This window comes from Leptospira noumeaensis, from assembly GCF_004770765.1.
Classification (GTDB): domain Bacteria; phylum Spirochaetota; class Leptospiria; order Leptospirales; family Leptospiraceae; genus Leptospira_A; species Leptospira_A noumeaensis.
Map to the genome: position 1 here is coordinate 173,597 of NZ_RQFK01000009.1, position 19,474 is coordinate 193,070.

A 19,474-nucleotide genomic window follows, 5' to 3' on the forward strand; every position below is an offset into this window, starting at 1 on the left:
TTAAAAATCATCATCGTTACGAGTTGAGGACTGAAGAATTTTTTCTAATCGTTTGATGGCGTCGTTATAACTCGACTTTTCTTCAATTCTTTGTCTTAAGTAGTCATCAATTTGTGATTTTTTTTCGATCGCCATGTCTACTTTTTCATCAGCACCACGAACATAGGCATTCAGTAAAATGATATCTTCTGAGTTTTTGTATTTGGAGATAAGTTCTCGAACAATGGAAGAACGCATATAATGGTCTTCGTTGACAATTTTTTGCATGAGTCGTGAAAGGGAAGCCGGTACATCAATCGCAGGATAATGACTTTGTTCCGCAAGTTTCCTTGTGAGTACAATATGTCCGTCAATAAAACCTCTCACCTTATCGGCAACGATATCATCCATATCATCTTCGGCATCTGTTAAGACTGTATAAAATCCGGTAATGGAGCCACCGTTATGTGAAGTTCCCGCCCTCTCTACTAGTTTTGCCATCTTAGTAAATACACTGGATGCATATCCTTTGGTCACCACAGGTTCGCCAATGGATAATTCTCTAAGTGCTTCCGCATAACGAGTCAGAGAGTCCATATACAAATTGACTGACATTCCTTTTTCGCGAAAGTATTCAGCCGCAGAACAAGCTAAGTTGGCACAACTCACTTGTTCCATTTTGGATGAGTCAGAGGTTGCCACAAAAACTACAGATTTTGCGAGAGCTTCCTTCCCAAGTTCTACATGCAAAAATTCGTTCACCTCGCGACCCCTCTCACCTATGAGAGCCACTACGTTTACATCGGCGTTCGTATAACGAGCGATCATTCCTAGTAAACTGGATTTACCGACACCGGAACCTGAAAAAATTCCAATCCTTTGCCCGCGGCCCACAGTGAGCATACCATCAATGGCACGAACACCTGTTTCTAAAATGTCTGTGATGGGAGGTCGATCCAGTGGATTTAAAAATCTAGGTTCGGAAGCTCTTTCTTCTTTGGTGATGAGAATGCCTTTGTTGTCGATGGGTTTGCCAAGTCCATTTAACACACGACCTAAAAGTTCAGGTCCTGCATTCAGAGTGATTTGTCTTCCGGAAGAAAATACAAAGGCATGGGGAAAAATTTCTTGGGTATCGCCTAATGGCATTAAGGTGTAAAGATGGTCTTTGAAACCAACAAGGACACAAGCGAGGTATCCTTTGTCCGACCCACGTTCGACTTCTAAAATTTCACCCACCTTGGAATCTGGTGGACCTTGGGAATAAATGACATTGCCCACAACGGATACAACGACCCCACTTTTACGAATGGGTTCAATTTTTTCGACGACATTCAGATATTTCGAAATGGCATCGATATGTTCCGTAAATTTCTTTTCGATCATGGGGGCTTTTCACTCATCCAATCATGTGACATAATAAAATCAAGCGAATTGAGGACGGCGGAGATACCTTCCCGGAAGGTAGGGAATCCTTCCTTGCAGGTAAGGAGTATTTTTTCTTTTATTTCTCCTCTTGCAGGCGCCCCATTCCTAACCAGGAAACGGGAGCCGTACGAGGGAGAGAAAAATTACGAGTTTACCGGCAGAGTTTGATTTGGTCGAGATTGGAAATTTGTCGTGGGGTAGGTAATTTTTTACCAAGAACCACATTCCCACCTTCGCCGAGACTTGCCGATTCGTAGGCCCATTTTCCAAAGTTAGTGGAAACCGTAAAACAATCAGGAAAAGACTTGGTTTCTTGGATTTCTTTGCCGGCCCAAACTAAAATTCTGTCAGGAGTTCTTAAGAACAGTTTTTTCCCATCTTCTGCCCAACGAATTCCATAAAGGGGAAGGGCAGTCCAAAAATTGATAGGAAAACTTTGGATTTTTTTATCAGATATTTGGATGAGGTTGAGTTCAAATTCAGAGAATTCACCTTCTGCCGCTGGATTTGCAGTGATGAGTGCCACCAAGTCGCCGTTAGGGGAAGGAGCCATTTGGAAAATGATTCTTTTTTCTGGAGTGGCAGGGTAAGAAAAAGCTCCTCCTGTTTCTGGGTATAAGGAAAGCGTTTGGTTCAGAGTTCCATACTCATCATCTTTTCCATATAACACAAATAAAGTGGATGAACCTGTGTGATAAAAAATTCCATCTCCCAGTGACCAAGAAGGCAGATCCCATTCTTTGACGGATTTTCCACCTGTGGGCGCATTTTTCACCAGTTTGATTTTACTTTTATAATTTCGTTTGTCAGTGGTTCCGTTTAGGGGATTCCAAGAATCTTTTTCTTCATACCCAACTGTGAGGACAAGGTTGAAACTTGGGTCATTGGTAGGAGAGATTTCTTCTGGCAATTGAGTTTGGCGCCAAATCATTTGAGAACATCCCATTAGGGTTAGAGCAAAAGAAACAATCAGGAACTTCATGGCAAAAAGGATAGGAGGTAGGAATGGTCTGTAAACAAAAAAGGGGACCAAAGTCCCCTCTTAGTTAGAAAAATGCAGTTAAAGGTTTATTTTCCTTTTTTAGCTTTTGCTTTTTCTTTGTTTTTTTGGTCAATTTCAGCTCTGTGTGTGTCACAAAGTCTGTAAAGGATTCCTGTAACAGGATTTTTACGAGTTACTTTTGTTCCGCAAACGATGCAAAGACCTTGTGCTCTTCTTCTTTTGTAGAGTTGTTGTACTCTTTCTGCACCAGAAGCTTTGTATTTAGAGATTTGAATTCTGAATCCTTTGAAAAGGTAATTTCCAATGGATTTTTCAGGATCTTTTTTCAAATCCTCTGCAATTTTGTCGATTTGTCCTGGGCCTACTTTTTGTGGTTCCATAGCTTTCTTTTCCTTTAAATCTAGATTTTATCTTTTTTTTGACGAGGGAAATTCCCTTGCTCTAACAAGGGTATCTCTCTCCTCACTGAAAAATTCAAGATATTTTTTCACCGAATAACAATTTTTTGATGTTTTGCGGTGTTTTTTTTCTAAAACGATTGATAGGCGACTATGATTGTTTTTTGAATTTGATTTGAATTGCTTTTGGAAAACTAGGACAGGATTCAACGCAAAGTCCACATCCTGTACAAGATGATGTATTAAAAATCGGCAAATTTCCTTTAAATTTTACTGTTTTTTCTATAGGACAAGAAATTAAACAAACATTACAAGTGGATTCACCTGTTTTTTCGTTGATACAATGTTCTGTGATGGCTTTCGCCTTACCAAAATTTGGTTTTTTACCGGACAGTTCGTACGGCAAAAGTGCCTCTTCAGGGCAAACACTAATACAAGGCCAATCACTGCACATATGACAGGCTTTTGCATTGGGATCAAAATGAGGAAAATTTTTCCCCGATTCTTGCGTTGTAACAGGGAATAAGACGGCGTAAGGACAAACAAAAATACATTCGTTACATCCTGTACATAAAGAAAAAAAATCAGGGGAGGCACCAGGAGGAAGTGATAATGTTTGGAACATTCTGGTTTTCCGTTTCCGGACAATTGTTGGTTTTGATACCAACTTTTCTTTGTCAGACGGTGCCTTTGTTTTTTTAGGTGTTACTTTGGGAGTGGTTTTTTCCTCTTCCCAAACTTCTTTGATGGCTTCGGTAATTTCATCTGCCTTGTTGAAGGTAAATTGAAATACGGATTTGAAACCTTCTCGGAAAAGATCCTTTCGTTTCATCTAATCAGAAACTCTTTCGATCTGTGCTCCCAAGGAACGAAGACGGGTATCAATCGATTCAAAACCTCTATCAATCTGAACAATGTTATGTATTTCGCTTTGTCCTTCTGCACAAAGAGCAGCAATGATCATGGCCATTCCAGCGCGGATGTCGGGACTTGCCACCCTTTGTCCATACAGTCGGTTAGCGCCAATCACAATGGCTCTGTGGGGATCACAGAGGATGATTTGGGCACCCATGGCAATGATGTTGTCCACAAAGAAGAGTCTTGATTCGAATAATTTTTCGTGGATGAGGACTGTCCCTTTGCACTGAGTTGCTGTGACAAGGGCCACAGATGTCATATCTGCCGGAAATCCTGGCCAAGGGGCATCGTCAATTTTCGGTGTGGCACCATGGTAGTCGGGGATGATTTCCATTTTTTGGTCTGAAGGAACAAGGATTCCATTTTCTGTAGGTCTCACTTCAATTCCCAATCTTGAATAGACCATTCGGATCATTCGGATGTCTTCTGGATTGACATCGGTAATGTGGATTTCTCCACCCGTAACAGCCGCAAGGCTGATAAAAGATCCAATTTCTAAATAATCGGAACCAATTCTATGTTTGAGGCCTTCTGGTGGAGAAGAGAGTTTACTCACACCTGTGATGGTTAGGTGGTTTGTTCCCACTCCTTCAATTTTGGCCCCAGCAGCAATTAAAAACTTACAAAGTCCTTGGACATGGGGTTCGGAGGCAGCGTTACGAATCGTTGTTAGGCCCTCTGCGTAAACAGCAGCCATCACCGCATTTTCTGTAGCAGTGACAGAGGCCTCATCCAATAAGATGTCTTTTCCCACCAAACGATCTGCGGTGATCATATATCCATCTGGGAAAACTTCAATTTTGGCACCAAGTGCCTCTAAGGCAAGTAAGTGGGTATCCATACGTCGACGCCCAATTTTGTCTCCACCTGGTTTTGGTAGGAAAACTCGCCCTGTGCGTGCAAGGATGGGACCTGCCAGTGTCACAGCACCACGGAGCTGAGAACAAAGTTCATAAGGAAGATCCGATTTCACTGGATTTTTTTTCTGAAAGAGGTATGATCCTTTTGTGTCGAGGGCAGTGATTTCCACGCCAATATGGCGTAGAACTTCCATCAGTTTGAGGACGTCAGCAATTTCCGGAAGGTTTTCCAGAATGACATCTCCTTCCCAAAGAAGGAGGGCACCAAGAAGGGGAAGTGCTTCGTTTTTATTTCCTTGGGGAACTACAGTCCCGTGGAGAGGATTTTTGCCGATAATTTTGAAGTAGGAGGAGCTCACCTTGCTTCCATTCACCACGATACGGATATGAGGAAAAGTAAATTATGAATTTTATAGCACAAGTCGTTTGGATTTTTCCAAAATTTGATCCGATCTACCTTTTTTACATCTTTCTTATGGGTGTTGCTGCCTTTGTTTACGTGAAGGTGATGAACTATTTACAAAATAAACAATCCAGTGTTGTGAACCATTGGGTTGAGTTCCAGAGATATGCCGCAGCCAGGAAATGCAACCAACTCGAACTCAATATCCTCCACTCGTTTTATGATCATCTAAACGATGATGAACGTGAAATTTATCTTTTGCCTGAAAACAGAAACAAACTGAAAAACGCTCTCTATCGGTATTTTTTAAAATCCAATACCAACACAACGGAAAGAGAAGTGGATCTTTTTGATAAACTCTTTCGATCGGGAGTTGAATTCAAAAAGGAAATTCTTTCTTTGAATGATCTGACTGTTGGTGAAGTTGCCGCTCTTGAAGCGGATGGCCGAGAAGAGTTAACTTATGTCATGCAGAAAACAACGGATGAACTCCTTTTGTCCATCAAAGGACTTTCCAAGGATTTACTGGTTCCCGGCAAAGAAGCAAAACTCTATGTGTTTCGACCCAGTAGCGGCGGTTATTTGCTAGAAGGTAGTATGACACGTACCAACGAAAGTGGTGTGATTTTTCATTTTAATGGAAAAATTGAGAGAAAAGGTGAGTCTCATTTGATGTTAACAGAAAAGTTACCCATCACTGTGGCACCTTGGCCTCCACCTGATGAAAAAAAACAAGTTTTGGAATTGGATAAAAACAAACTCCTTCTTACAGAAGAAAACATTGATAAACAATTGGAAGTTCTAAAACGAATTGCTAAGGACCAAAAAGAACATAACGAAAAAAGGTTCGATATCAAAGACAATCCAAAACCGTTCATTACTCATTCGGAAAGGTTGTCAGACCGTGGGATTTTGTTTACTTTTCCTGTAGAAATTTCACCAGAAATTTGGAAACAACAAGACCTTTGGGAAGTGAGTTTCGGATTTGAAAATGGCCCCAATTTTAGTATTAGGGCGAAGATGATGCCCACCAAACAAAAGTCAGATTTGTATCTCCTTCGTTATGTGGATGCAGATGAAAGTGTGCGGAAATCTTTGTATGAAGAAATCCGCAAACGTGGTGGTATCAGAGAAGTTTTAACGTAAAAAAACTATAACCTTTCAGGGAAGGCTCCTTTGGAAGGTGTCTTTGAGCCTTTCGGTAATAAAATCAAATCTACTTTGGGAATTTCTTTTCCCGAAGTTAGTTTTTCTCCAAATGCTTCCCAAGAACCTTGGGTTAAGGAAAAAGATAACAAATATTGTAAGTTAGGAAGTTCCGGAAGTTTCACAAAAGGCGTTCCTCCGTGTAAGATGATAAATCTTTTGCTCGGATTTTTTTTGGCGAGGGCAGCTATGGAAAGAATTTCGTTTTCGGAAGTAGAATCAAAAAGGTAAGTTGTGATGGATTTGTCTTTGATTTGAGTTTGGAAAGATTTGAAAGCTACGGTGTTTACCTTTTTTGTTTTCAAAGTTTCTTTCAAACGATTGTTTTTCACAAAGGATACAGTTTCCGAAGGAAGGATCCCTGAAGTTTGTATGGATTTGGGATAGGAGCGAATGGAGTCTTCGTTGATTTCTTTTACAAAGTTTTTTGACTCGTTTAACTTCGCATATCTTTGGTCTCTTTCCAAATTCCAATTGGTGAGGAATTCTTTTTGTTTTTGGTTTTCCTCATACACTTTGGGAAGGATGGAGTTTTCATCATAAAGCCCAAGTTCTAGTTTTTTACGAATTTGTTTTTGGACGGCTTCTTTTAGTTTGTCATGTTCTTTACCGTCTTTGTCCACATAACGAAACTCACCATTTTTGTAAGCCTCACTCAGTTGGGCTTTGAACTTTCTTGCTGTTTCTCCCCAACTTGTCAAAAGGACAATATTGGCACCAGCGAGGATTGTAAGAACACCAGGTCTATCTTTTTCGTAATTTTTAGAAATGGCATGCATCTCCATCGCGTCTGTGATGATGATTCCATCAAAGTTTAATTCCTTTCGCAAAACATCTGTTAGTATGTTTTTGGAAAGTGTGGCTGGAAATTGGGGATCAATTTTTGGATACATGATGTGAGCTGACATCACAGCCTCTGCACCGCCAGCAATGGAACGTTTGAAAGGAACTAGCTCCAATGTTTCTAACTCTTCCAAACTTTTGTTAATGATAGGAAGTCCCAAATGGCTATCGACTGTAGTATCTCCATGACCTGGAAAGTGTTTGATGACAGGAAGGCATCCACCTGCACGTGCTCCTTTTTCATAAGCCACAGCTACATCAGAAACTCTTTTGGAATCGGAACCAAACGAACGTGTGTTGATGACTGGATTTAACGGATTGTTATTGATGTCGAGAACGGGTGCAAAAAGAAAATTGAGCCCAAGGCTACGAAGTTCGTAAGAGGTGACAAAACCGACTACTTCCCCCCATTCCGTATTTCCTGTTTGGCCGACTGCCATAGCACCAGGGTAAGGTGTGATTCCATCTTGGACTCGGAACACACGCCCACCCTCTTGGTCTGTGGAAATAAAAAATGGAGCAAGGCCCTTTTCCTTTGCAGCAGTTTGTAAGTCACGAGTGAGAGAGAGGATTTCTTCTTTTTTGCCCAGATTTTTTCCAAAGAGAATGATCCCACCGGGTTTTGTGGATGCAATTTCTTCCAAAGCAATTGGATCCACTGTCTTTTGCGGGATGGCAATGTGGATGGTTTGGCCCACAAGTTCTTCTTCTGACATTGTGTTTGTGATGGCCCAAGCTTTTGTATCCAACCAAGTTTTACGTTCGTTGGCGTCAAGTTCGGTCAGATAAAAACCAAAACAATAGGAAGAGCCAAAAAATCCAAAAAGGAGAAAGAGGGAAAAGGAAGTGCGTAGAAGAACTTGGTTCATAAGCTATGATGGTACGTTCTACGGACGGCTTTTCCGAGACAACCAAGAAAAATTTCCACTTTGGATCAGAATCTATCGTCTGAGTTTTAGTGGATGACTTTTATAAAAACCTAACACCCAGTTCTAATTTTAAAAATTTATTTGATGGTGTGATGCCAACAAAAGTTCCTGATGATTGGTTTATACTCATTACCGATATTGTTGGATCCACAAAAGCAATTGAAGAAGGTAGATACAAAGATGTCAATACTGCGGGCGGACTAACTGCCATAGCCGTTGCCAATGTGTATGGACATATGGATTTTCCATTTGTGTTTGGCGGAGATGGAGTCACTTTTTTACTTCCTATCAATTTATTGTTTCCCATTCGTTCGGCCATTGCTGATACCATTTCGCAAGTGAAGGTTGCCTTTGGTTTAGAAATGCGAGCAGGGATTGTTCCTGTGCAAGAGTTGTATCGTGCGGGAACAGAATTATTTTTAAGTAAGTTTAGGGCCTCTGAACACTATGTCCAATGTTCCCTTTTTGGGGATGCGTTGCCACTTGCGGAAACATGGATCAAAGAAGGGAAAGATGAATCTTATTTAGTTCGTGAAAATGAAAAGATTTTGCCTGCGGATTTTACAGGATTTACTTGTCGTTGGCAAGACATTCCCAGTGAGAGGGGTGAGATTGTTTCTCTCATTGTAAAACCTATCCACAAAGATTTTGAAGTTTGTAAAAAAACGGTTACTCGTGTTCTTAATTTCATTCGTTCTGAATATGGAGAAGAGGGAGATTACCATCCCTTACGAGTGAACAACATTGAACTCGATTCGGGTCCTTATCTACGAAACGAAGCCCTGGCTCGTGTGGGTAAATCCACTGGTTTCAAATACTATTTAACATTAACTCAAATTTGGATCGAAAGAACGGCTATGGCTTTTGCAATGAAGTTTGGAATCCCTCTTAAGTCAGGTCACTATTCACTCGACAAACTAAAAGATTACCAAGTTCTTTCTGCAGACTTTCGTAAGTATGATGGAACTCTTAAGATGGTGATTGACGGATCAAAAGAACATAGAGAAGCACTTGTTTCTTTTTTGAACCAATTGGAAACGGAAGATCTGATTCGGTATGGGATTTTTGTTTCAAACAGGTCGCTTATGACCTGCGTATTAAAAGTAGCCTCTTCCGATGAAGTGCATTTTGTGGATGGGGCTGATGGCGGTTTTGCTATGGCCGCCAAGTCTTTGAAAGAAAAGTTAAAGGTGCTTTAGGTATATTTTTATGCGAAATAAACTTTAACTATGGCTATTAAAATATTTATAAATATTCTTATATTTTTGATATCGGCTTTAGTCTCCATTGACCCTTCCACGTCAAAAAAAGAAGTTTTGGATAATAATACATGCGACCAAAAACTCCAAATTTGTTTCAAAAAATGTATTAGTGATCAAGAAGAAAGCAGATCAGCTTTTAGAAAAGGTATGTGTAAGGATGAATGTGCATACCATCTAAAAAACCAATATGGTTGCCTATTATATTACAATTCGTCCTACAAATAAAAAATAAATGGAACCTTCTTTAGATTCCATAAGGGTTTCGATACTTCTCGGACATATTCTTTTATTGTTCAACACAGATTAATTTTTTCTGTAAATCACACCTTCTCGCCGCACTGGATACGGAACCTGCACCATTGCGAACCCAAATTTCACCATAGAAATATGTAGCAGCATTTGTTGTACAGGTTTCATAATTAAAGCCATGGCAGTTATGGCGGTAAATGAGAGAGGCATCATTACATGCTGTTAAATCAGGAGTACTTGCTTGCGTTGCTGGAGTCAAGGTATTGGTCATCCCTGTCCAAAATTCGTCAGCTGCAGTTGTTGAAAAATCACGAGACATGGAAGTTGGATTGAATAATGCAGATCCGTCGGCAACAAAGAGTCTTGTATGTTCATCACTGCAAACGTTGTATCCAGAACCTGTACAACGGAAGTAATGATAATTTGATGAAAGTACCCAGTTGACGCCGCCTGGAACCCTTTGATTCGCAATGGAGGCATCACCGGCGCTATTGCTGACAATCAAAGCTTTATAGGTTCCTGAGACTCCGGAAGGTTTATTGTTATTGCAAGTAAGGTCAGCACCGAAAACACCATCGGTTCCCATTTCTCCCTTATACGTTCCCGCTGTTGTGAATATTTTCTTTCCTGTTGGTTCATCGTCTTCATTGGTAATGGAATGGTCAGAAGGATTTGATGCGGCTGAGTAATTTGTATCTGTATTGGCAACCATCACAAAACGAATGTCAAATGATTGGTTTCCATCGGAAAATGTATCGTCTAGGCCAGTGACTGTAAAAGACTGCTTTTTAGCAGAGTTGGCACAACCGGCATCAGAAGCGTTGGCTCCTTCAACTTCGCTATTCACCGGGAATGTGATGGGAGATGTAGTGATCGTTCCACATTCTCCATAAGCTGCTTCGCCCGCCGTATAGGTTTTACAGCTAATATTTAAAACTACTTGTTGGGTTGGGTTATTCCCTCCCAAACAAACATGAACAGTCGCGACATTGGCTGTGCCTTCTCTTGGAGAACCCGAGTGAGTAACGTAGAAAGCTTTTTCATCATCCGTAGTTCTTGCGTAAATATCGATAGGGTCGTAGGACAAACCACCTGTAGAAATTGCTGTTGTGATCATCCAATCCTGATTCAGATCCACTAACGAATCATCCACGTGGGTTAGGGCGATTCTATTTGTGGCTGCACCTGTTTCCATAGTATTGTAATTGCTGGAATCGATAGTGACACTTCCAGGAACAGTTCCTTCTGTCAGATCGCTAGATGTGAGTCCGACGGTGACTGGAGAAGCCGGAGAAGATTGTGTGATCAGCCAAATTTGTGTAGACCCTCCTTCCTGTGCAACGAGTCGGTCGCCAATAGTTCCTAAAGGCGAACCGGAATAGTTACAAGGTTGTATTAGATGAGTCCCATCATTATCACAGGAGCGAATTTTTACATTGGGTTTGTATACGGATGTGCTATAAGTGGAGTCCGAAGAAGTTACGGTAAAGGAAACTGTGTAATCTTGGTTTCCGGAATTTGCTGAATCTGTGGCACCAATTGAACGAAAGGTTTGGTAGGTATTCCAATCCGTCGGTGTAAATACCAATGATGGTGTTTGGATCGTACATTTACTTCCGCAATTAGATGTAAAATTTAAAGTAACGTTATTTGTTGGTTTGGAACGAAGTCGAATTTGAAAGTTCGCATACTTGTCACCGAATCGATTACTCTCATCAGTCGCAAATCCTTCAATCGTAGCAATACTTGAACTCGCAGAATTGATGGTGGCACCACCGCTAAACTTAAGGACAGTAAATCCGGGCACACTTTGGTCTAGGTTGTAAACTACAACATTTCTTGGTTTGATTCCATTGTATTCAGAATCAGCGCTAGTTGTTCTTCCTAACTCAATTGTATAAGATTTTAATCCATCAAGTTCTAAATCATCAACAGAAGTGACAGTAACAGTTTGCTCAACACTATAGTTCGCTGCTGTGAATGTAAGTGTTTTTGGATTTGCGATACCTTCTCTATTTCCAACATTCACTGCATCATAAACATCATTGATTGGTATCGTTACATTAGCTGTCGGCGCTGTTCTTAACCGAACTTTAAAAGTTCCGTTGGTAGTTGTAGCAGAGGGGCCTGGTTCTTCCATCACTCGGATATTAGAAACTCTTACTCCTGGTGCTTCATCGTCTTCGACTGACACAGAAATATCACAGGCATCTTTTGCTGAATACGTTCCAGATGTTACATTACCACTTCCGTCTTTTTGAACCATCGTTCCTAAAACAACGGTCATTGGATCTACAACTGGACTTCTATCGGTATCGTTAACAACCGTGAATCTTAGGCATTGTCTCGCAGCTAATCCATTTCCAGTGAAAGTGAGTTTTGTTGGTAGAGCAGCAGGTCCAGGTACAGATTGAGTGGAAGTAATCCTTGAGCCGTAGTTAGATGACAAAGATACTGGGATTTCAACAGATCCTGAGAAAGGAGAATTGGGATAAATGCAAGTTTCGAAACTGCTGTATCCCCAGTCGTTCTCAGTTGGTGCAGGGGTAATTCCAGAATCTTCTGTTGTGCTAAACGATGCAGATACATTCCCATCTTCTACAAGAGATACTGCCTTCGTTGTGATCGTCACATCCGAGGAACAAGCAACAGTCGATTCGTTTCCAAACAATCGATCAAATTTTTCGCTGACCCCAAAAAGGAAAGTATCCCCGGCGGAAACTTGGCCGCTACAATTTGAAAATATGAGGATAGAGAGAACTAGGATCGAAAGAAAGGATTTTATCTGTAGGTAAAATTTCATAAATAATTTCGTGCATCCATTTGTAGAGGTTGATCCAATTGTTTTCAGCAATCGGATCGGGGCAACAAAAAACGATACATGCAAGATTTTGAATGATCGCTGGTTTTATTGTTAGCTGGTGTTGAAAAATAGGGCATTTTGTAGCGGAATCCAAGGAGACTTTTTAGTGTGAACTCCTAATCTTTGTGTCAATATGGTGAAATCGTAGGTAGAGCCTTTCCAGATGGCGTTAAATTCAAATTCTGTAATTTATCAATTGATTTTAGCAGTTGATTCTAAAGATAAGGATTGTTGGCTTTATGCGTAAAAAAATATCTTCATCTACTATATTCCTACCCACCTTCCTTCTGTTAACTTTAGTTAATTGTAACTCTATTACGAAACCGGAATGGACGGAAACTGCGGCCTTTCAAAAGTTTTGTGGTTGTGTGACTGTGAAAGAAGAGAAGACCAATGACCATTTGGGAAGTTTGCCCGAAGGTGCTTTGGATGAACTCGGAACTTCCGATTATTTAGAAAAATTATACAAAGGATTACGAAACGATTTTGAACATTCAGGGACACCTTTCGAAGAAGTAGGAGGGAGTCTTGTGGGCAAAGGAGTAGAACTCAAAAGAATCGAAGACGATGAAAAAAGGCTTCGAGAACTTCTGATTGTGATCGATGGGGACGTGGCTTTTCCATCTGGTAAATCTACCCTCACACCCAAAGCAAAAGAACTCATCGCAAAAGTAGGGGATGCCATGGAGGCTTATCCCGAAACCAATTGTCGGATTGGTGGACACACAGATAGTGTGGGCGCTTTTTCTATGAATCTCAAACTCAGTAAAGATCGTTCGCAGTCCGTGAAACGAGAGTTAAAGTTAGTTCACAATATTGTGGAAGGAAGATTTAAGGAAGTGGATGGTTATGCTGACCTTCATAAAATTGTAGATACTATGCTTGCGGAAAAGAAAAACCGTAGAACAGAAATTTATGTTGGGACGGTTCGCATTGTTTACTAGAATACGAAATACGATCTCTATGAATTTGGTTCCTATCCTTCTCATCTTTTTCCTTTTTGGTTTTTTCCTTCCTTTAAAGGCAGAAGAAACAAAAAAAGATGTTACAAATCCTGAGACCAAACAAGAAGAACCTGCGGTAGAAAACAAAACCTCTGTTCCTTTGGAAGACCGCGAGGATAATAAAACTCGGATGGATATCTTCAATCAAGTGTATGAACACAGGTTGATGTTACGCGGTGGATGGGGGGTTGGAAAATTATCACCTGCCATCTTAAATGAAACAGGGCCTGCTTGGTTTCAAAATTCTGTGTTTCGTCAAATCACAGAACCTGGTGCTCCACTTGCGGTACCTTACAAACCAGCCAAAGACCTAGGACTCAATTCCCAATTTTGGGACATTCGGTACGGTTATAAAAACAAATTTGAAGTTCAATTTGCAGAAGACACTTCCCTTGGTGTGTATAGCCGTGACCTGCCTGCTTCCAATAACTTTATTTCTCCAAGGACTGATACTTACTGGGCCAGCTCCTTCGAAGGAAATCGTTTGCTCCGATTTGAAGGTGTGAGCCAACATTTACGTTTTTCTTATACCCATCCTTTTTCAAAAATTTTGATGATTGGCCCCTCTATCAACTTCCATCGATATACGGAAAGAAATAATATTTCGTATGGTTCCTATTCCACAAGTAGGCCGGAAGCTCCCATTCCTAACAAAGCTACTTGGTCGATTGGTGGAGATGCCAACGCTGAATATTCGATGAAAGGAATTTTACCTGGAATTTTTGCTAAATTTAAACTTCGCGATTGGTGGGAACTTCGGGCTCGTTTGGAATTATTAGATAGAAGAGGAAACTTTTCTGTGTTAGGTTCTCAAATCATCCAAGAATCATTTACCGATGGAAGTTCCCAATTCAATGGCGTGGTTCCAGCTTATGGTGGAAAGGTAAGAGATAAGGGAACCATTTTCAACCTCGAAACTTCCTTTCAATATTGCCGATTTAGTTTGGACATTGGGATGATCCGCCAAGATGTCAAAAGAAGTTATGAAAGTTATTTTGGAGACACGGTTGGAAATGTCCCTCGGAGTGATTATTCGGCTCGGAGTGTTTATATTGGATTTTCAGAAATGTCCAGCTCCATCAAACATACTGTGACTGAATTTTACATCATGCCAGGTGTTTCTTTCTATTACGACGCAGATAAAATTTACTGATTCTAAAAATGTTTGATTTTTCTTTTTTGCAAAACAATCTAAAGTCTGTGCCGTATTTAATCTTTATCAGTTTTTTCCTTATGATCGCTTGTGGAAATTCGTCCGACCAGGCAGACAAAAACCAAGTAGAGTCAAAAAGTTCCCAAGATACCAAACGGATCATCTATTTTGGAGATTCTCTCACCGCAGGGTATGGGTTACTAGATTTTGAAGATGCTTGGCCCCATGTCCTTACCAAAAAAATTTCTGCAGAAGGATATTCCTACCAAATGACAAATGCTGGTGTTTCTGGAGATACAACCAGCGGTGGACTTGGACGTTTGGAATGGGTTTTGGCAGAAAAACCATCCATCTTCGTACTCGAGTTAGGTGCAAATGATATGTTGCGAGGGATTAGTCCTAAACTAACAAAAGAAAATTTACGTTCGATGATCCGCCAAATCAAATCCCAATACCCAACCACCAAGATATTGTTAGTGGGAATGTATGCCACACCCAATATGGGAAAAAAATACGCGGAAGAGTTTAATTCGATTTATCCGGATCTTTCCAAAGAAGAAGATATACCGCTTGTTCCTTTTATTTTAGAAAAAGTGGCATCCATCCGGAAACTCAACCAAAAGGATGGAATCCATCCAACGGAAGCTGGTCATAAACTCGTAGCGGACACAGTGTACCCTTACCTCAAACCATTACTTGTAAAATAATCTTTTTGGAGTAAAGAATGACTGCTTCCTTTCCTATCCCTAGTTTTGCTGAAAGATGCAAAGTATCTGCAAAAAATTCATTTGGTGCATCCTTTTCTCATCCCTTTGTCCTTGCTCTTGCTGATGGATCTTTAGATCCAAAGATCTTTCGTTTTTACCAAATCCAAGATGCCAAATATTTGGAATCTTTTTCCGATGCTTGTGCCATCCTTTCTACAAGGGTCACAGATCCGGAAGATAAACTTTGGCTGATCGATGCGGCAAAAATGGCTCTCGTTGTGGAAAGCCAACTCCACATGGGTTATGGAAAAACACTTGGTTATGATTCCAAAACCATTGCCGAAACAGAACCAACTCCTAACAATTTAGCTTACCAAAACCATATGATTGCCTCCGTTGTCAAAGGGTCGGTAGTGGAAGGATTTGCCGCCATTGCGCCTTGTCCTTGGCTTTATATTGATCTTGGCCAACACCTACTCAAAGAAAAAGGAAAGATCCCGGAAGACCATCCCTATGCCTCTTGGTTGCTCATGTATTCCGATCCTGGGTTTAATGAATATATGACCAATCTTTTGGCTCGATTGCAAAAGTATGCAGACCTTGCCGATGAAGATTCTAAAAAACGAGCAGTGGCCGCCTTCCAACAAAGTTGTAATTACGAATGGATGTTTTGGGAACAGGCTTGGACTGAGCAAAGTTGGCCCTCTCGCTAAATTATGGTTAGTCGGTTTAAGGGACTTTTTTAGTATCAGTTCAGAATTTGGAGATTTCCCTTTGGTCTCCCATTTTCCTATGTGATTTTGATCTTTTTTCCTTGCCGATTTGCTTAGATTCCAAATGATGGTTTCACAAACCTTCTGCGGGAATAGCTCAGCGGTAGAGCATCTCCTTGCCAAGGAGAGGGTCGCGGGTTCAAGTCCCGTTTCCCGCTAATGAAGGTACGCTTCTTTTTCTTTCCACTACACTCTCTTTATTTACACTGGATATAATACGATGGAATTTACGGCAAAAAAAAATAACAACGCAACTTGTGACCTCAGCATTCAATTTAGCGCTGAAGAAGTCCGCACTGCCTACTCTAAGGCTTACAAAAATGCATCCGAAAAAGTAAAAATCCCTGGTTTTCGTCCCGGAAAAGCACCACTGAATATGGTCGAAAAGGTTCTCGGTGATTCGGTTATGGATGATGCAGCCAACATTATGCTGAACCAAGCAATGGCAGACCTATTTGATAAATTGGAACACAAACCAATCCGCCTGCCACAATTCCAAATGGAAACTTTTGATAAAAATACCGGTGCCAAAGCCAAAGCAACTTACGACACCAAACCAGAAGTCACCTTACCAAAGTTAAAGAAGATCAAAATCCAACCGAAAGAAATTAAAATTTCTGATGCGGACATCCAAAAAGAATTGGAAGGGATTCAAAAAAATATGGCTCGTAACTCTTTGAAAGAAGAGGGTGAACCTGTAGAATCTGCTGACCTTTTAGAAATCAATTATAAGTTCAAAGAAACTGACAAAGAATACCCAGAACAAGGCCAAGTTGGAAAATTCCAAATGGGTGCGCCCCAAAACCCTCCTGGTTTTGAAACGAACCTCCTCGGTATGAAACTAAACGAAACCAAAGAGTTTTCTTTCACTTATCCTGACTCTTACCCACAATCCCCAGAGTCTGCTGGAAAAACCATTGTTTACACAGTAACCGTTTCTGCAATTTACAAAGTCACATATCCTGAAATCAATGATGACTTTGCATCCGAAGTGGATGGTTCTGTCAACTTACAAGAGTTAAAGGAAAAAACCAAAAAACAGTTACACGAAATTTTTGGGAACGCACTCACAAAACGTGCCACTGATGATGCTTATAACGAAATCATCAAAGAATCCAAATTCATCATTCCTGAATCTTTGATTTACGAAGAAACAGAAACCGTATTCCAAAACTTTATGCGTGAATTTGGCCTTCCCGTTTCTTCCCTTGCAGACTACGCAAAACGATTGAACAAGGAAGAAAAAGAAGTTCGTGAATCTTTCTCCAAAGCGGCTGAAAAACGCATCCAAACCTATATTTTGAAGCAGAAAATCGCGGAAGAACACAAAATCCAGATTTCTGACGAAGAAGTGGAGGCTGGATACGAAAAAGAGGCAACTCAGCAAGGAATTACTGCCGAAACTCTGAAAAAAGAAGTCCAAAAACAGAAGGCGGAAACCTTCTACCGTGACAAATTCCTGTTTGATAAAATCGACGAGTTTGTATACGCTGAGGTAGAAAAGAAGTCGCCTAAGGCTATTTCAACGGAAGAAGCTGAGAAAATTCTTAGCGGGAAAGAAGAGTAAACTATGTCAACATTTATTCCAAACGTTTCAGAACAAACAAGTCGTGGCATAATCACTAGTGATGTGTATTCCAGACTGCTTAGGGATCGTATTATATTTCTGGGTGCTGGTATTGATGACACCTACGCAAATGCTGTTTCTGCTCAACTTTTGTTTTTAGAAGCGGAAAATCCAGATCGAGACATCTATCTCTACATCAATAGCCCTGGTGGTTATGTGAGTTCTGGTCTTGCCATTTATGACACAATGCAGCTTGTTAAACCTGAGGTAAGAACTCTTTGTATTGGACAGGCTTCCTCAATGGCGGCACTACTCCTTGCGGGTGGGGCCAAAGGAAAACGATCTGCACTTCCGAATTCTCGGATTATGTTACACCAACCTTACGGTGGAGCCGGTGGACAGGCTTCCGATATTGAGATTTCCGCCAAAGAAATTATCAAGACCAAGGACAAATTGATCGAACTTTATGGTAAACACATAGGAAAACCTGCCGACCAAATCAGAAAAGACACCGAAAGAAATTTCTTTATGAGTGCTGAGGAAGCCAAAGAGTATGGCATCATCGACAACGTGATCTTAGAACGCAAACAGATGTTACAAACGTAAAATAGGGGCTACATCATGACCAAACGTCCAAGCCAAACGGGTAATTCCAGAGAAAAATTACATTGTTCTTTCTGCGGAAAGGCCCAAGACGAAGTAAGAAGGCTTGTCGCTGGTCCTGGTGTTTATATCTGTGATGAGTGCATTTCCTTATGTAATGAAATCATCGCAGAAGAGCCGCAAGGTGGTGAAAAAACTGCCATTGTCGGTGACATCCCAAAACCAACTGAAATCAAAAAAATATTAGACCAGTATGTAATTGGACAAGAACAAGCAAAAAAAGCTTTGGCTGTTGCTGTTTACAATCACTACAAAAGAATCTTCCATAACGAACGTAAGGCGGGTGATGTGGAATTGGAAAAATCCAATATCATGCTCATTGGCCCTACTGGATCTGGAAAAACACTCCTCGCACAAACTCTGGCTCGCATTTTAAAAGTTCCTTTTGCCATCGTAGATGCAACGGCACTGACAGAAGCCGGTTATGTGGGAGAAGACGTCGAAAACATCATCCTCAAACTCATCCAAAATGCAGACAACGATGTCAAACGTGCCGAGATGGGAATCATCTATATCGACGAAATCGATAAAATTTCTCGTAAGTCGGATTCTGCCTCCATCACGCGGGACGTGAGTGGAGAAGGTGTACAACAAGCTCTCTTAAAAATCATTGAAGGGACAGTTGCCAATGTTCCACCACAAGGTGGGCGTAAACACCCACACCAAGAATACATTCCTGTAGAAACCAAAAACATCCTCTTTATTTGTGGGGGAGCGTTTGTGGGTCTAAGTGACATCATCAAACAACGAGTTGGTGTCAAATCAATTGGTTTTCATTCCAATGAAATCGTAAATGATAAAGGCCGTAAAATTGAGGAAGGGGAATCGATGGTTCACCATGTGATTCCTGACGACCTTATGAAATTTGGGCTCATTCCTGAATTTATTGGACGACTTCCAATCATTGCCACTCTCGATGAACTAACAATCGAAAGTTTGAAATCTATTTTTACAGAACCAAAAAATTCCCTTCTCAAACAATACCAAAAGATGTTTGATATTGAGAATGTAAAACTCAAGTTCACAGAAGCTGCCATTGAAGCCATTGCCCAAACGGCGATTAAACGTGAAAGTGGAGCTCGCGGACTTCGGGCCATCGTAGAAGAGATTATGATGGAACTCATGTTCCAGATTCCTTCCCGTAAGGACGTTTTGGAAGTGGTTGTGACAGATGAAACAGTTCTGAAAAAAGATGCGCCGATCACTATCCTAAAAGGTGATATCGAAAAAATCGCCTAGGGTTAAAAAATACAAACTCTGGATTTT

16 protein-coding genes and 1 tRNA gene are annotated in these 19,474 nt (G+C 40.8%); 10 read left to right on the forward strand and 7 right to left on the reverse strand.

The window, feature by feature from the left end:
- The 5 genes from EHQ24_RS02485 to murA form a co-directional block, all read right to left on the reverse strand.
- Positions 1 to 1,365 (reverse strand): FliI/YscN family ATPase, encoded by a 1,365-nt coding sequence (locus EHQ24_RS02485; RefSeq protein WP_135600120.1) that lies wholly within the window; start codon positions 1,363 to 1,365, stop codon positions 1 to 3.
- A gap of 193 nt (positions 1,366 to 1,558) precedes the next feature.
- Complete coding sequence (locus tag EHQ24_RS02490) at positions 1,559 to 2,338, reverse strand: hypothetical protein (protein ID WP_135600121.1); 780 nt, start codon at positions 2,336 to 2,338, stop codon at positions 1,559 to 1,561.
- Between the two features lie 137 nt (positions 2,339 to 2,475).
- Complete coding sequence (locus tag EHQ24_RS02495; RefSeq protein WP_002973161.1) at positions 2,476 to 2,790, reverse strand: LIC10235 family protein; 315 nt, start codon at positions 2,788 to 2,790, stop codon at positions 2,476 to 2,478.
- Between the two features lie 169 nt (positions 2,791 to 2,959).
- Complete coding sequence (locus tag EHQ24_RS02500; RefSeq protein ID WP_135600122.1) at positions 2,960 to 3,640, reverse strand: 4Fe-4S dicluster domain-containing protein; 681 nt, start codon at positions 3,638 to 3,640, stop codon at positions 2,960 to 2,962.
- Entirely contained in the window at positions 3,641 to 4,945 is a 1,305-nt protein-coding gene (gene murA, locus EHQ24_RS02505; RefSeq protein ID WP_135600123.1) for a UDP-N-acetylglucosamine 1-carboxyvinyltransferase, read from the reverse strand.
- A 44-nt stretch (positions 4,946 to 4,989) separates the two neighbouring features.
- Between murA and EHQ24_RS02510 the strand changes: the two genes are divergently transcribed.
- A complete protein-coding gene (locus tag EHQ24_RS02510) occupies positions 4,990 to 6,135 on the forward strand; it encodes a hypothetical protein (protein ID WP_135600124.1) in 1,146 nt (381 codons plus the stop codon).
- A 5-nt stretch (positions 6,136 to 6,140) separates the two neighbouring features.
- On the opposite strand, the gene EHQ24_RS02515 is transcribed toward EHQ24_RS02510, so the two are convergent.
- Complete coding sequence (locus EHQ24_RS02515; protein WP_135600125.1) at positions 6,141 to 7,907, reverse strand: glycoside hydrolase family 3 protein; 1,767 nt, start codon at positions 7,905 to 7,907, stop codon at positions 6,141 to 6,143.
- An 89-nt stretch (positions 7,908 to 7,996) separates the two neighbouring features.
- Here EHQ24_RS02515 and EHQ24_RS02520 point away from each other — a divergent pair, with 89 nt between their 5' ends.
- Positions 7,997 to 9,166 (forward strand): DUF3095 domain-containing protein, encoded by a 1,170-nt coding sequence (locus EHQ24_RS02520; RefSeq protein WP_135600126.1) that lies wholly within the window; start codon positions 7,997 to 7,999, stop codon positions 9,164 to 9,166.
- A gap of 349 nt (positions 9,167 to 9,515) precedes the next feature.
- Here EHQ24_RS02520 and EHQ24_RS02525 read toward each other — a convergent pair whose 3' ends face one another.
- Positions 9,516 to 12,281 carry a DUF1554 domain-containing protein gene (locus EHQ24_RS02525; RefSeq protein ID WP_135600127.1) on the reverse strand — a complete coding sequence of 922 codons (2,766 nt, stop codon included), beginning with the start codon at positions 12,279 to 12,281 and terminating at the stop codon, positions 9,516 to 9,518.
- Positions 12,282 to 12,580: 299 nt separating this feature from the next.
- On the opposite strand from EHQ24_RS02525, the gene EHQ24_RS02530 reads away from it, so the two are divergent.
- From EHQ24_RS02530 to clpX, 8 genes are all read left to right on the forward strand, one after another.
- Complete coding sequence (locus tag EHQ24_RS02530; protein WP_135600128.1) at positions 12,581 to 13,285, forward strand: OmpA family protein; 705 nt, start codon at positions 12,581 to 12,583, stop codon at positions 13,283 to 13,285.
- A 19-nt stretch (positions 13,286 to 13,304) separates the two neighbouring features.
- Positions 13,305 to 14,498 carry a hypothetical protein gene (locus EHQ24_RS02535; protein WP_208725689.1) on the forward strand — a complete coding sequence of 398 codons (1,194 nt, stop codon included), beginning with the start codon at positions 13,305 to 13,307 and terminating at the stop codon, positions 14,496 to 14,498.
- A 47-nt stretch (positions 14,499 to 14,545) separates the two neighbouring features.
- A complete protein-coding gene (locus EHQ24_RS02540; protein WP_135600239.1) occupies positions 14,546 to 15,205 on the forward strand; it encodes an arylesterase in 660 nt (219 codons plus the stop codon).
- A gap of 17 nt (positions 15,206 to 15,222) precedes the next feature.
- The gene (locus EHQ24_RS02545) at positions 15,223 to 15,918 is read left to right on the forward strand and encodes a TenA family protein (RefSeq protein WP_135600129.1); all 696 of its coding nucleotides are present in this window, start codon (positions 15,223 to 15,225) and stop codon (positions 15,916 to 15,918) included.
- A gap of 146 nt (positions 15,919 to 16,064) precedes the next feature.
- Positions 16,065 to 16,136: transfer RNA gene (locus tag EHQ24_RS02550), tRNA-Gly, on the forward strand.
- A gap of 62 nt (positions 16,137 to 16,198) precedes the next feature.
- Entirely contained in the window at positions 16,199 to 17,545 is a 1,347-nt protein-coding gene (gene tig / locus EHQ24_RS02555; RefSeq protein ID WP_135600130.1) for a trigger factor, read from the forward strand.
- A 3-nt stretch (positions 17,546 to 17,548) separates the two neighbouring features.
- Positions 17,549 to 18,151 carry an ATP-dependent Clp protease proteolytic subunit gene (locus tag EHQ24_RS02560; RefSeq protein WP_135600131.1) on the forward strand — a complete coding sequence of 201 codons (603 nt, stop codon included), beginning with the start codon at positions 17,549 to 17,551 and terminating at the stop codon, positions 18,149 to 18,151.
- 15 nt (positions 18,152 to 18,166) lie between these two features.
- Complete coding sequence (gene clpX / locus EHQ24_RS02565; protein WP_135600132.1) at positions 18,167 to 19,447, forward strand: ATP-dependent Clp protease ATP-binding subunit ClpX; 1,281 nt, start codon at positions 18,167 to 18,169, stop codon at positions 19,445 to 19,447.
- The last annotated feature ends 27 nt before the right edge of the window (positions 19,448 to 19,474 follow it).

Bases quoted from the DNA above. Each gene is read 5' to 3' on its own strand.
- EHQ24_RS02545 (WP_135600129.1), top strand. From the start codon at position 15,223: ATGACTGCTTCCTTTCCTATCCCTAGTTTTGCTGAAAGATGCAAAGTA.
- EHQ24_RS02495 (WP_002973161.1), bottom strand. From the start codon at position 2,790: ATGGAACCACAAAAAGTAGGCCCAGGACAAATCGACAAAATTGCAGAG.
- clpX (WP_135600132.1), top strand. From the start codon at position 18,167: ATGACCAAACGTCCAAGCCAAACGGGTAATTCCAGAGAAAAATTACAT.
- EHQ24_RS02490 (WP_135600121.1), bottom strand. From the start codon at position 2,338: ATGATTTGGCGCCAAACTCAATTGCCAGAAGAAATCTCTCCTACCAAT.
- EHQ24_RS02500 (WP_135600122.1), bottom strand. From the start codon at position 3,640: ATGAAACGAAAGGATCTTTTCCGAGAAGGTTTCAAATCCGTATTTCAA.
- EHQ24_RS02485 (WP_135600120.1), bottom strand. From the start codon at position 1,365: ATGATCGAAAAGAAATTTACGGAACATATCGATGCCATTTCGAAATAT.
- EHQ24_RS02535 (WP_208725689.1), top strand. From the start codon at position 13,305: ATGAATTTGGTTCCTATCCTTCTCATCTTTTTCCTTTTTGGTTTTTTC.
- tig (WP_135600130.1), top strand. From the start codon at position 16,199: ATGGAATTTACGGCAAAAAAAAATAACAACGCAACTTGTGACCTCAGC.
- EHQ24_RS02510 (WP_135600124.1), top strand. From the start codon at position 4,990: ATGAATTTTATAGCACAAGTCGTTTGGATTTTTCCAAAATTTGATCCG.
- EHQ24_RS02560 (WP_135600131.1), top strand. From the start codon at position 17,549: ATGTCAACATTTATTCCAAACGTTTCAGAACAAACAAGTCGTGGCATA.
- EHQ24_RS02530 (WP_135600128.1), top strand. From the start codon at position 12,581: ATGCGTAAAAAAATATCTTCATCTACTATATTCCTACCCACCTTCCTT.
- EHQ24_RS02525 (WP_135600127.1), bottom strand. From the start codon at position 12,281: ATGAAATTTTACCTACAGATAAAATCCTTTCTTTCGATCCTAGTTCTC.
- EHQ24_RS02515 (WP_135600125.1), bottom strand. From the start codon at position 7,907: ATGAACCAAGTTCTTCTACGCACTTCCTTTTCCCTCTTTCTCCTTTTT.